The organism is Candidatus Pelagibacter sp. Uisw_092 (genome assembly GCF_047729545.1).
Lineage (GTDB): Bacteria > Pseudomonadota > Alphaproteobacteria > Pelagibacterales > Pelagibacteraceae > Pelagibacter.
On sequence record NZ_CP159824.1, the window covers coordinates 1,056,673 to 1,069,121 of the forward strand.

A 12,449-nucleotide genomic window follows, 5' to 3' on the forward strand; every position below is an offset into this window, starting at 1 on the left:
CGAATCAATTTGATTATGAAACTAGCCTTTGTTATTTACAAGTAAATTATAATGAAACAATTAAAATTTTTTATTGAACTAGCGAGACTAAAAAAGCCAATTGGCTTTATGTTGTTGTTTTGGCCATGTGCATGGGGTTTAACCCTTGCCTATGATTTTTCAAATAGTCTAAATGATTATTTTTTTTATCTATCTTTATTTTTCTTAGGATCAGTTTTAATGCGCTCTGCAGGCTGTATTGTTAATGATATTTTTGACAAAGAATTTGATAAAAAAGTTGTGAGAACAAGAAGTAGACCCATAGCTGCTAACAAAGTTTCTATAAAGTTGGCAATTTTTTATACAATTATGTTGTGCTCACTTGCTTTGTTGGTCTTGATTAATTTTAATGACTTAACGATTATACTCGCTCTAGGCTCTATGCCATTAGCCTTTACCTATCCTTTAATGAAAAGATTTACTTATTGGCCTCAACTATTTTTAGGAATAACCTTTAACTATGGTTTGATTTTGGGTTGGACAGCAATACAAGGTGATATAAACATTGTTGCTATTATCTTTTATTTGGGAGCCATATTTTGGACACTAGGATACGACACAATATATGGGTTTCAAGATATTAAAGATGATGAAATTATAGGTGTTAAATCAACTTCAATAAAATTTAAGGAAAACCCAAAATTATTTTTAATGTTATGTTATCTAATCTTTATGATATCTCTTATTTTAGTAGGTTTTTTTATGAAGTTTAATACAATATTTTATTTTTTTTCTCTTATGGTAATCTTTCATTTATTTTTTTATCAAATCTATAATTTTAATTATAAAAATCCAAAAAATTGTTTAAAAATTTTTAAAAGTAATAATTTTTTTGGTGCAGTTATTTTATTAGATATATTAATTGGTAAATTTTAAATGAAAAAAACTGATACTATAATCATAAAAAGACTTTTTTTTAGTTATACCAAAAAACATATAAGAAAAATAATAGTAGCAATATTTTTTGCAGTAATGGTTGCAGGAAGCACCTCTGGTATCGCCTACCTCTTAGATCCTGCGATTAAAAAAATATTTATTGAAAAAGATCAAACTTTAATAATTTTTATTCCAATCTTTATTATTATTGCTTTTTCAGTAAAGGGCTTGTCTCTGTATTTTGCAAAAGCTCTTATGATAATAGTTTCTGAAGAAGTGAGAAAAGATCTTCAGTGTGACATGTTGAATAACTTAATTGAAGCAGATACTAAATTGATTGATGGAAAACATACTGGAAAATTTATATCAAACATAACTAATGATGTAACCCATATAACTAGCTTAGTTAGTACTGCAGTTCTAAACTTATTCAAGGATAGCTTGACTTTAATGGGTTTACTTTTTGTAATGTTTTTTCAAAATTGGAAGCTCTCTTTGATTGCAATAATAATGATCCCTCTTGCATCACTTGCGGCAAGAACACTAGGTAAAAGAGTGGGGAAAGTTGCAACTGAACAAATGTTAAAAGCCGGGGTACTCAATACATACTTGATTGAAGCATTTAAAAATCACAGACTTATTAAAATTTTCCAACAAGAAAAATATGAAAAAGATAGAGCTTACAAATTTATAGATGAGGTAAAAGAGAAAGCAATTAAAATTGCAACTGTTTACGTTAGGGCTTCTCCTATAATGGAAACACTAACAGGAATCATGATAGCGATTTTAATTTTTTATTCTGGAAAACTTGCTTTAAAAAATGAGATTGATATCAATAATTTTTTTTCATTCCTTGCTGCTATGATGTTGGCATATCAACCAGTAAGATCTTTAGCTACTTTAAATATAACAATTAGCCAAGGTTTATCAGCAGCAGCAAGAATTTTACCTGTTATTGATAGAAAGTCAGAACTAATACAGAACAAAAATGACAAAGAAATAAAAATAAATTCTGGGAATATTGAATTTAAGAATGTCACTTTTAAATACGATAAAGAAATAGAAAATAATATTTTAAATTCAGTTAATTTGAAGATGTTAGGAGGAAAAATGACATCAATTGTTGGACATAGTGGTGCGGGTAAATCAACCATTTTAAACTTAATTCCAAGATTTTATGATTTGATTTCAGGTGACATTCAAATAGACGGTCAATCAATCTATAAGTGCACAATAAGCTCTCTCAGAAAAAATATTTCACTTGTTAGTCAAGATACAACTCTGTTTGACGATACAATTAAAAATAATATTGCTTATGCAAATTTAAACGCTAGTCAAAAAGAAATTGAAGAAGCAGCCAAAAATTCTTTTGCAAGTGAATTTATCGACAAGCTACCTAATAAATATGAAACAATTATTGGAGAAAATGGAACAAGATTATCAGGTGGTGAAAAGCAAAGATTGTCAATAGCACGAGCAATGCTTAAGAAAAGTCAAATAATTCTCTTAGATGAAGCAACTTCCTCTCTAGATGCAGAAACTGAAAATAAAATTCAAGAGGCTGTAAACTTTTTAACTAAAGACAGAACAACAATTGTAATTGCCCATAGATTATCAACAATACTTAATTCGGACAACATTTATGTTATAGATTCAGGTAGAATAGCTGGAGAAGGAACTCATGATGAGCTACTTAATAACTCAGCATTGTATAAAAATTTTTATGAAAAACAAATTAAAAAAGTTTAATGTTTTTTTTTTACAGAATATTAAGTAATTTAGTTTTATTTTTATCACCAATAATTATTTTAATACGACTACTTAAAAAAAAAGAACACCCCATAAGATTTAAAGAAAAAATAGGCTTTTATAGTAAAAAAAAAATAAAAGGAAAATTGTTATGGTTTCATGGAGCAAGCGTAGGAGAGATATTAAGTGTAGTTCCTTTAATAGAAAAATTAGAAAAAAATAAAAAGATAAGACAAATTCTAATCACCTCTAATACGCTAAGTTCATCCAAAATTTTATTAAAATTAAAATTAAAAAAAACAGTTCACCAGTTTTTTCCAATTGATACTAATTACAACACTAAGAAGTTTTTGAAATACTGGGATCCTTCGATGGCAATTTTTATAGATTCAGAAATATGGCCAAACATGATAAAAAACGTTAAGAAAAGATCTATTCCATTAATGTTAATTAATGCAAGAATCACAGATAAGTCTTATAAAAGATGGAAAATATTTCCTTTATTTGCAAAGAATTTATTTAAAAATTTTGATATATGTTTGGCAGCAAGCTTAAAATCAAAAAAGCTTTTGAAATCTCTTGGTGCAAAAAAAATTGAATATATTGGTAATTTAAAATTTATTCAAAGTGAAAAAAGTACAGATTCATTAAATAATAATATAGGGAAATTTTTTTTTTCAAAAAAAACCTGGTGTGCTTCTAGTACTCATCAAGCTGAAGAAAGTATGTGTGCAAATGTACATAAGAAACTTAAAATTAAGTACAAAAACTTAGTAACAATAATAATCCCAAGACATATAGATAGAACAAATGAAATAATTAAAGAAACAAAAAAACTAGGCTTAAAAATTCATATTCATGAATCAAAAACAAAAATAGACAATAAAACAGACATATATTTGGTAAACTCTTTCGGACAAACAAAATCTTTTTTTAAAATCTGTAAAACTGTTTTTTTAGGTGGATCAATGATCAAACATGGAGGACAAAACCCATTAGAGGCAGCAAGATATGGTTGCCAAATTTTGCACGGCCCAAATATTTGGAATTTTAAAGAGATCTATAATCTCTTACAAGCGCATGGCTGCTCAAATACTATTAGAAATATTAAAGAATTAAGTAATGGAGTTGAAAAAATACTTAATAATAAAAATAATTCTAAAAGTCTAGAATTACAAATTAGAATACTGGGTAAAAAAATTTTAAAATCTTCTTTAAATAAAATTAATTTTTATATTAACAAATGATGAAATTTAAAAAACCTAATTTCTGGGATTACAAGAAGCCTAATTTTTTATCTTATTTTTTATTACCATTAACTTTCCCTTTAATTATTAACAATTTTTTATTAAATAAAAAAAAAGTTAATAAAGATGAAGAAAAAATTAAAAAAATTTGTATAGGAAATATATATATTGGTGGTACAGCAAAAACACCCTTAACTATTAAAATTTACGAAATTTTAAAGGCTCTTAAATTTAAAACTGGTACCATTAAAAAATTTTATAAAAATCATAAAGATGAACAAAAAATTCTTGCTCGAAAGACTAACTTTTATTGTGAAAAAAATAGAATTCAAGCTCTTAACAAGGCAGTTAAGAATAAGCTAGATGTTGTTATTTTTGACGATGGATTGCAAGATAAGTCTATAAATTATGATCTTAAATTTGTTTGTTTTAATAATGAAATATGGATCGGAAATGGTCTTTTGATTCCCGCTGGACCTCTAAGAGAAAAAGTTGATAGTCTCTCAAAATTTGATGCCGTATTTCTTAACGGAAATAAAAAAAATAACACTTATTTAAAGACATCTATTAAAAAATATAATTCGAATATTAAAATTTTTGAGTCTTTTTATAAACCCATAAATCTTAATAAACTTAATATAAATAAAAAATATCTAATTTTCTCTGGAATTGGGAATCCAAAAACCTTTAAAGAAATATTAATTAAAAATAAATTTAATATTATTAAAGAAATTGTTTATCCTGATCATCATAACTATAAAAGGGGAGATATAGATTATATAAGAAAGTTAGCAAAAAAACTTAATTTAGAAATTTTAACCACAGAAAAAGACTATATAAAAATTGAGTCAAGAAATAATCAGGGTATTAAATTTTTAAAAATAGAACTTGATATTAAAAATGAAAAAAGACTGATAAATTACTTAAAACTTCGTGTATGAAATTAATAAAATATTTTATTCAATTTTTAACAATATTAACTTTGTTTTTAATATTTAAGATTTTAGGATTAAAATTAGCCACACTCCTTTCAAGTAAAATTATGTATTTAATTGGTCCATTATTTAGATCGCAGAGTCTAATAAATTCTAATATACTAAAGGCTCTTCCAAATTCAAATCAAGAAAAAGTAAAAAATATTTCAAAAAGAATGTGGGGTAATTATGGAAAAATACTTGCAGAGTATGTTTTTATTAAAGATTTCAGAGAGTCTAAACTTAATAAAAAAATTAAAGTTAAAGGTCAAGAAATTCTTGATGAAATAAAAAAAAATAATGAACCTGTAATATTTATTTCTGGCCATTTTAGTAATTTTGAATTGATGGCTTTACATATAGAAAAGTCAGGTATTAATCTAGCAGTTGTTTATAGACCTCTTAATAATAAATTTTTAAATTTTATAATGGAAAAAATAAGAAAAAAATATATCTGCAAAAATCAGATTAAAAAAGGAATTTCTGGAACAAAAAAATTACTTTCTTTTTTTAAATCAAAAACTTCAATAGCCTTAATGATTGATCAAAGAGTTTCTCAGGGTATTACTTCTAAATTTTTTAACCATGATTGTTTTACAACTACCATTCCTGCTCAATTTATAAAAAAATTTAAATGTAAAGTTGTACCTATTCATATCGAAAGATTACAAAATTCTGATTTTCAATTAACTATTCATGAGCCTTTAGAATACCCAATCAATGAATCGTTAGAGACAATTACTTTAGAATTAAATATGTTTCTCGAAAAATTAATTTTAAAAAACCCTGAACAGTGGATTTGGTCTCATAATCGTTGGAAGTAACTATCAAGCTTTATTGGATTCTTTTTTTTTCAGCTTCTTTATATGAGTAGTATGGTTCTTGTAACTCAACATTCCAATAATTAAGAGTTTCTAAATTAATAATTTTGCCTGATATGGCACAAATCACGTGGTCACCACCTTCAATAATTTCAAAATTATTTGGTAAATATTTTATTTTTGCTAATTTTTTATTCATTTTTAGTTTATATATCATTATATGAAAGTTGGAATAATAGGAAGTGGCGGGCGTGAGCATGCTATTTGTCTTGCATTAAATGATATCAGAAAAATTGAGGAAATATACTGTTTTCCTGGAAATGCTGGAACTGCAAAAATTTCAAAAAATATAGTATTAAATTTAGAAGACTTTGATGAATTAAAAGATTTTATATTATTAAATAAAATTGACCTCATAATAGTTGGACCAGAAAAGCCATTAGTAGATGGAATAGTTGATTTTTTAGAAGGTCATAACATAAAAGTCTTTGGTCCCAATAAAATAGCATCCCAACTAGAAGGATCTAAAATTTTTACAAAAAACCTTTGCAAAAAATATAATATCCCAACAGCAAAATTTGGTATTTTTGAAAATGTAGATAGTTCTATCCAATTTATAAAAAAAACTAAATATCCTATTGTTATAAAAGCTGATGGATTGGCCTCAGGAAAAGGTGTTTATATATGTGATAAAATAAGTGAAGCTAAAAATGCAATTAATGAAATTTTTGCAGGTAAATTTGGGAAAGCTAAAAACTTACTTATTGAAGAATTTCTCAAAGGTGAGGAAATGAGCTACTTTATTATTAGTGACGGTAAGACATTAAAAAAGTTTGGTACAGCTCAAGATCATAAAAGGGTATCTGAAGGTGATACAGGAAAAAATACGGGTGGAATGGGAGCTTATTCACCTTCAAGGCTATTCAATGAAGCCTTGGATAAAAAAATCCTTTCTAGAATAATTGAGCCAACAATAAAGGGTCTAAAAGAAATTGGAACAATTTATAAAGGTTTTTTATACGCTGGACTTATGATTGTTGATGGTGAACCTTATTTAATAGAATACAATGTGCGGATGGGTGATCCCGAGTGTCAAACCATATTACCAAAATTAAATTCTGACTTATTAGAAATTTTTTTATCATGTTGTGATGAAAAACTCCATGAAACAGATATTAATTGGTATAATAAAAAAAGTATATGTGTTGTTTTATGTTCAAAAGGATACCCAGATCAAATTAAAAAAAAGATATTAATAAAAGATTTAGATAATTTAATATTAGGAAATGATGAATATTGTTTCCACGCAGGAACTATTATTGAGAATAAACAAACTTACGCAATTGGTGGAAGAGTATTGAATTTTGTTTGTTTATCAAATGATTTTTTATCAGCAAGACATCAAATAATGAATTCATTAAAATCTTTAAATTGGAATGGTGGTTTTTATAGAAAAGATATTGGTTATAAAGCAATAAGTGAATGAGAATAATATCTGGAAAATCTAAAGGCAAAAAAATCATTGAGCCTAAAGATTTTAACACTAGACCACTTAAAGACTTAACCAAAGAATCAATATTTAATATAATTGCTCATTCAAATAAGTTTAATATAGAATTAGAAGGTTCTAAAGTTTTGGATCTATTTTCAGGTGTGGGGTCCTTTGGACTTGAATGTCTTTCTAGAGGATCAACAAATGTTGAATTTGTTGAAAATTATAAAAATGTTCTGCCTATTTTAAGAAAAAATATTTCTACATTAAACTATCAGAACAATACTTTAATAATTGAAAACGATATATTCAATCAACTAAACTTTAACATTTTCATGAATAAGTTTGACATTATTTTTATAGACCCACCATATAAAGAAAAGAATTTATCAAAACTAATAATGAATATTTTTGAGGCTAAAGTATTAAACCGAAATGGAATAATTATTATTCACAGACATAAAAAAGAAAAAGAGGAGTTTCCTGATAAACTTAACATTATTGAAGAAAAAACCTACGGTATATCGAGGGTGATTTTTGGAAATTTTTTTTAGATTAAAATCTTTTTTGTTTCTTTTTTAATTAGTTCAACTGATGGTTGGTCGTATGGGTTAACTTTTAAGGCTCTTCCAATTAAAATAGTTTCTAAAATAAAAAAACAAAACAATTCACCCAAAGTTTTTTCATCCTTATAAAGAACTTCAAAACTTCTAAAAGGAATTTTTTTATTTAAAAAAACTTTTTCAGTTGCTAATTTTTGTGCAAAAATTATCTCATTTAAATCTTTATTTTTTAAATATTTGTGAGAAGAAAGTATTGTTCTTTTATTGATGCTTACAGGGTCTTTTTCTTTGACAGAAAAAAAAGTAAAAAAGTTATTTCTTGGTCCATCAAGATAAAGTTGCATTACACTATGATTGTCTTTTGGCATTGATGATACTATTGGCAAAATTCCTTTTCCCTTTTTACCCAAACTTTCAGCAATTAATTGTTGATACCATTTAAATAAACTTTCAGAACTATCATCATAATTAAGAATAATTGAATTAAACTTTTTTTGTTTTATAAGAATAAGAGTATTATTCACATTTGTTGTTAATGCATTTATAAAATTTTTATTCTTAACCAGATTGTTTAATTGTTTAAATTTAATTGCACTTAAACCCATAAGTTCAGTTGGCAACATTCCTACTTCGGAAAGAACAGAGTACCTTCCACCTATATAATTATTGTGATGTATGATTTCTGCTTTTAATTTTTTTGCCAATAAATATAAATAACTTTCTCTATTCTCTGTAATAAAAATGTTTTGATCATCATTTTTTATAATTATGTTTGAATTAGTAATTGTCTCTAGCGTATTTCCTGATTTTGAAACTATTATATTTAGGTGTTTATTTTTTTTTTTTTAATATCTAATTTTGCTTGAAGATTATTGTAAAAATAAATTTCTTTTTTAATTTTTTTATTTAAAAAATTATAAATTGCTTCTGTACCAAGAATTGATCCACCCATACCAATAATTTTTAAGCTAGAGTGTTTTTTATATTTTTTAACTATTTTTTTGCTATAACTATTTTTATAACTTGCTCTTAAAGATTCTATTGTCGAATTTTTCTCCTGTAAAATAATATTTAAATCTTTTTTAATTTTTTTATTATTCTTTATAAATTTGAAATTTTTAAAGTTGATATTCTTTGTTAACATCAATTACTTTTAATTTTTTCTAATATATTCTTTTCTAATGAAGAATCAGATGTTTCACCTGTGATTACAGTGTTGGTTGTTGATGAATTTTTAGTAAAAATTTCCTCTATTTCATTATCAGTTTTTGTGCTCTCACTAATGTCATTTGCTTTTTTTGGTACTGGTAGTTTTTCAAATTTAGGAGGCATAGTTAAAGGATTTTTTTTTTGTACTAAAAACTCATCTGAATTTGTGTTTTTTTTTCCTGTCAAACCATCTTTAACACTTTGACAACCACTAAGTGATATCAAAATAGCAAAGAGATAAAATATAGCTTTAGTCATTTTTTTCATATTTTATATTCTTAACAAATATTTCACCTAAAATAAGGCATATTATTCCCAATGTTATAAACATATCCGCTACGTTAAAGATGAACCAATGAAAGTCTCTAATGTGGAAATCGATAAAATCTGGCACAGCTGAGTAATATACACGATCAAAAAGGTTGCCAATGGCTCCCCCAAGGACAAATAGTAACGATACTCTTTTAAATCCTTCACTTTTTGCAGCCATCATTAAAACGATAATGCTTACAATTATAATTAATGACGTAATTATGTTATAAATAAATTTTTCATTAAATGAAAATAGCCCAAATGCTATTCCTTTATTCCAAATTAAATAAAAATTTAAAAAAGGCGTTAAATAAATGTCAACTACATTCCCTAGCTCAGCCATCTTAATAATATAAATTTTAGAAAATCTATCTATCAAAAAAATAGTTAAAACAATTATAGAATCTATTAATATTTTATTAAATTTCACTTTATCTATATGACTTTAATTAAATAGGGTGTCTTTCACACCCTTTTTTATTAATCTTCCAGCAAATAGGGCATTTTCTTCCTTCAGCTTTATTTGCAATTACAGTTATTTCTCCTAATTCTGTTTTTTTTAATTCAGCGCTAGAGGTTATGCATATCTCTGCAAAATCTATATTATTTAATTCATTAAATAATTTATCATTAAGATTTATAGTAAGCTCTGCCTCAAGACTTGATCCAATTTCTTTGCTGGCTCTTTTTGCTTCAATGCTAATATTACATATTTCTCTAATTTTTTTGAGCTCCTTCCATTTTTCATTTAGCTTTAAGTTTTTAAATGATTCTGGATAATTCATAAATTCTAACAAATGAATACTTTTTTCGTCTTTCTTTATTAACATAAAAATTTCCTCTGTAGTAAAGGAAAGTATGGGTGCAAACCATTTTACTAAAGACTCAAGAATAATATTTAATACCTGAATGCATTTCTTTCTTTTTTCAGAGTCTTTTGCATCACAATATAAAGTATCTTTTCTAATATCAAAATAAAAAGCTGATAAGTCTACTGTGCAAAAATTTAAAAGCTCCTTATAAAGGTTATGAAAATCGTATACTTTAAAATAATTATTATAACTTTTGTTTAACTCATAAATCTTATGTAACATATACTGCTCTAATTCTGGTAATTGCTCAACATCAAGATTTTTAATATCAACTTTTTTAAAATTGTCATTTAAATTTCCTAGCAAATATCTAAATGTATTTCTAATTTTTCTATAAGAATCTGCATGTTGCTCTAAAATTGAATAATCAATCCTTAAGTCTTCTGCATAATTTGATGATGCAACCCATATTCTTAAAATATCTGCACCATATTTTTTTAAAATATCTTCTGGTGCTATTACGTTTCCTAAAGATTTAGACATTTTAAGGCCTTTGCCATCCACTACAAACCCATGTGATAAAATTGATTCATAGGGAGCCCTACCTCTAGTTCCACATGATTCTAATAATGATGAGTGAAACCAACCCCTATGTTGATCAGACCCCTCTAAATACATTGATGCAGGCCATTGAAGATCTTCTCTTTTTTCTAGAACAAATGCATGGGTGCAACCACTATCAAACCATACCTCAACTATGTCACTTATTTTTTCATAATCTTCTGCTTTATATTTGTCTCCTAAAAATCTTTGTGGATCATCAGAAAACCAACAGTCTGAGCCCTCTTTTTCATAAATATTTGCTATGTTTTCATTAACTTCATCATCTGCTAAAATTTCTTTAGTAGTTTTATGAACAAATATTGGTAAAGGAACACCCCAAACTCTTTGTCTTGAAACACACCAGTCTGGCCTTGTTTCAATCATTGCCTTTATTCTCTCTCTCCCTTTATCTGGATAAAATGTGGTTTCATCAAGAGCTTTTAATGCTTTTTTTCTTAGGCCATGACTTTCCATGGAAATAAACCACTGTGGTGTTGCTCTATGAACAAGTGGGGCTTTTGATCTCCATGAATGTGGGTACGAGTGAATCAGTTCTCCATTAGATAGTAGTTTTTTTTGTGCTTTTAGTTTTTCAATAACAATTGGGTTTGCTTTAAAAATGTGAGTTCCTTCAAATAATGGAAGATTTTTAGTATACTTACCATCACCATCAACTGTTTCAATTGCTTTAATACCATACTTTAAACAAAGGTTGAAATCATCAGGACCATGACTAGGGGCACAGTGAACAATACCCGTTCCTTGTTCGGTTGTAACAAACCTTGCTTCGAGCATTGGAATTTCATAGTTATAACCAAGATCTAAAAATGGATGATTACAAACTGTGTCTTTAAAATCTTTTCCTTTAAATTTTTTAATTTCTTTATAACTTTTAATATCACAGTCCTTAATTACAGAATCTAACAATGCTTCAGCAATCACTATTTTTTTTCCTTTAAAATCTCCATCATCATTTAACTGAATCACTAAATAATCTAAAGCTTCATTGTAAGCCAAAGCTTTGTTTGCTGGTATTGTCCAAGGCGTAGTTGTCCATATCACGACCTCTGTACCTTCTAGCTCTTTTAAATTTGTTTTTTTAACAGGGAAAGCAGCGTAGATGGTATCTGACTTATGATCATGATATTCTACTTCAGCATCTGCTAAGGCAGTTTTTTCAACTGTAGACCAGAGAACAGGTTTAAATCCTCTATAAAGACTTCCTTCTTTTAAAAACTTACCCAACTCTCTTACGATTTGTGCTTCCGCATCAAAGCTCATGGTAGCATAGTGATTATCCCAATCGCCTATAACACCCAATCTTTTAAACTGTGTTTTGTGAACTTCAATCCATTTTTTTGCAAAGTCTCTACATTCTTTTCTAAATTCAGTAATTGGAACTTCATTTTTATTTTTTTTATTTTTTTTATATTGTTCTTCAATTTTCCATTCGATAGGTAATCCATGGCAATCCCATCCTGGAACATACACCGAGTCTTTTCCGTCCATTTGATGAAATTTAACAATTATATCTTTTAAAATTTTATTTAGCGCAGTGCCCATATGAATGTTGCCATTGGCGTATGGAGGGCCATCGTGGAGTATAAATTTTTCCTTACCCTTTTTAGATCTTCTTAACTCTTTATAAATGTCAATTTTTTTCCAATAATCTAGAATTTCAGGCTCTTTATTCTGCAAATTAGCCTTCATAGAGAAAGCTGTTTTGGGTAAATTTATATTTTCTTTGCTCAT

The 12,449-nt window shown here is 26.8% G+C and carries 13 protein-coding genes; 7 read left to right on the forward strand and 6 right to left on the reverse strand.

The window, feature by feature from the left end; all coding sequences use genetic code 11:
• The first annotated feature begins 51 nt into the window (after positions 1-51).
• Genes ubiA through ABXT63_RS05935 form a run of 5 tightly spaced genes read left to right on the forward strand, consistent with a single transcriptional unit; the run spans position 52 to position 5,709 of the window.
• Positions 52-915 carry a 4-hydroxybenzoate octaprenyltransferase gene (gene ubiA / locus ABXT63_RS05915; protein ID WP_415320650.1) on the forward strand — a complete coding sequence of 288 codons (864 nt, stop codon included), beginning with the start codon at positions 52-54 and terminating at the stop codon, positions 913-915.
• On the forward strand, positions 916-2,664 hold the full coding sequence (locus ABXT63_RS05920; RefSeq protein WP_415320651.1) for an ABC transporter ATP-binding protein: 1,749 nt from the start codon (positions 916-918) through the stop codon (positions 2,662-2,664).
• Complete coding sequence (locus ABXT63_RS05925; protein WP_415320652.1) at positions 2,664-3,911, forward strand: 3-deoxy-D-manno-octulosonic acid transferase; 1,248 nt, start codon at positions 2,664-2,666, stop codon at positions 3,909-3,911. The genes ABXT63_RS05920 and ABXT63_RS05925 overlap by 1 nt, the downstream gene beginning before the upstream one ends.
• Positions 3,911-4,852, forward strand: a complete 942-nt coding sequence (lpxK, locus tag ABXT63_RS05930; protein ID WP_415320653.1) for a tetraacyldisaccharide 4'-kinase — start codon at positions 3,911-3,913, stop codon at positions 4,850-4,852. Before ABXT63_RS05925 ends, lpxK begins: the two co-directional genes overlap by 1 nt.
• The gene (locus tag ABXT63_RS05935; protein WP_415320654.1) at positions 4,849-5,709 is read left to right on the forward strand and encodes a lysophospholipid acyltransferase family protein; all 861 of its coding nucleotides are present in this window, start codon (positions 4,849-4,851) and stop codon (positions 5,707-5,709) included. Before lpxK ends, ABXT63_RS05935 begins: the two co-directional genes overlap by 4 nt.
• A 10-nt stretch (positions 5,710-5,719) precedes the next feature.
• Here the strand turns inward: ABXT63_RS05935 and ABXT63_RS05940 are convergent, their stop codons facing one another.
• Positions 5,720-5,905: a DUF2093 domain-containing protein gene (locus tag ABXT63_RS05940; RefSeq protein ID WP_415320655.1), complete on the reverse strand. Its 186-nt coding sequence runs from the start codon at positions 5,903-5,905 to the stop codon at positions 5,720-5,722.
• A gap of 21 nt (positions 5,906-5,926) precedes the next feature.
• Here ABXT63_RS05940 and purD point away from each other — a divergent pair, with 21 nt between their 5' ends.
• Both purD and rsmD read left to right on the forward strand, forming a co-directional pair.
• Positions 5,927-7,192, forward strand: a complete 1,266-nt coding sequence (purD, locus tag ABXT63_RS05945) for a phosphoribosylamine--glycine ligase (protein ID WP_415320656.1) — start codon at positions 5,927-5,929, stop codon at positions 7,190-7,192.
• A complete protein-coding gene (gene rsmD / locus ABXT63_RS05950) occupies positions 7,189-7,752 on the forward strand; it encodes a 16S rRNA (guanine(966)-N(2))-methyltransferase RsmD (RefSeq protein WP_415320657.1) in 564 nt (187 codons plus the stop codon). Before purD ends, rsmD begins: the two co-directional genes overlap by 4 nt.
• Here rsmD and ABXT63_RS05955 read toward each other — a convergent pair.
• The 5 genes from ABXT63_RS05955 to ileS are packed head-to-tail and all read right to left on the reverse strand — an operon-like array spanning position 7,749 to position 12,449.
• A complete protein-coding gene (locus ABXT63_RS05955; protein WP_415321964.1) occupies positions 7,749-8,582 on the reverse strand; it encodes a glucose-6-phosphate isomerase in 834 nt (277 codons plus the stop codon). The two genes, rsmD and ABXT63_RS05955, sit on opposite strands and share 4 nt — an antisense overlap.
• A gap of 2 nt (positions 8,583-8,584) precedes the next feature.
• A complete protein-coding gene (locus ABXT63_RS05960; protein WP_415320658.1) occupies positions 8,585-8,905 on the reverse strand; it encodes a hypothetical protein in 321 nt (106 codons plus the stop codon).
• Complete coding sequence (locus tag ABXT63_RS05965) at positions 8,905-9,237, reverse strand: DUF3035 domain-containing protein (protein ID WP_415320659.1); 333 nt, start codon at positions 9,235-9,237, stop codon at positions 8,905-8,907. Before ABXT63_RS05965 ends, ABXT63_RS05960 begins: the two co-directional genes overlap by 1 nt.
• Entirely contained in the window at positions 9,221-9,721 is a 501-nt protein-coding gene (gene lspA, locus ABXT63_RS05970) for a signal peptidase II (protein WP_415321966.1), read from the reverse strand. The genes ABXT63_RS05965 and lspA overlap by 17 nt, the downstream gene beginning before the upstream one ends.
• 10 nt (positions 9,722-9,731) lie before the next feature.
• The gene (gene ileS, locus ABXT63_RS05975) at positions 9,732-12,449 is read right to left on the reverse strand and encodes an isoleucine--tRNA ligase (protein ID WP_415320660.1); all 2,718 of its coding nucleotides are present in this window, start codon (positions 12,447-12,449) and stop codon (positions 9,732-9,734) included.

Coding starts and splice junctions, on each gene's coding strand:
- ABXT63_RS05965 (WP_415320659.1), bottom strand. CDS start 9,237: ATGAAAAAAATGACTAAAGCTATATTTTATCTCTTTGCTATTTTGATA.
- ABXT63_RS05925 (WP_415320652.1), top strand. CDS start 2,664: ATGTTTTTTTTTTACAGAATATTAAGTAATTTAGTTTTATTTTTATCA.
- purD (WP_415320656.1), top strand. CDS start 5,927: ATGAAAGTTGGAATAATAGGAAGTGGCGGGCGTGAGCATGCTATTTGT.
- ABXT63_RS05935 (WP_415320654.1), top strand. CDS start 4,849: ATGAAATTAATAAAATATTTTATTCAATTTTTAACAATATTAACTTTG.
- ABXT63_RS05920 (WP_415320651.1), top strand. CDS start 916: ATGAAAAAAACTGATACTATAATCATAAAAAGACTTTTTTTTAGTTAT.
- ABXT63_RS05960 (WP_415320658.1), bottom strand. CDS start 8,905: ATGTTAACAAAGAATATCAACTTTAAAAATTTCAAATTTATAAAGAAT.
- lpxK (WP_415320653.1), top strand. CDS start 3,911: ATGAAATTTAAAAAACCTAATTTCTGGGATTACAAGAAGCCTAATTTT.
- ABXT63_RS05940 (WP_415320655.1), bottom strand. CDS start 5,905: ATGAATAAAAAATTAGCAAAAATAAAATATTTACCAAATAATTTTGAA.
- ubiA (WP_415320650.1), top strand. CDS start 52: ATGAAACAATTAAAATTTTTTATTGAACTAGCGAGACTAAAAAAGCCA.
- rsmD (WP_415320657.1), top strand. CDS start 7,189: ATGAGAATAATATCTGGAAAATCTAAAGGCAAAAAAATCATTGAGCCT.
- ileS (WP_415320660.1), bottom strand. CDS start 12,449: ATGAGCAAAGAAAATATAAATTTACCCAAAACAGCTTTCTCTATGAAG.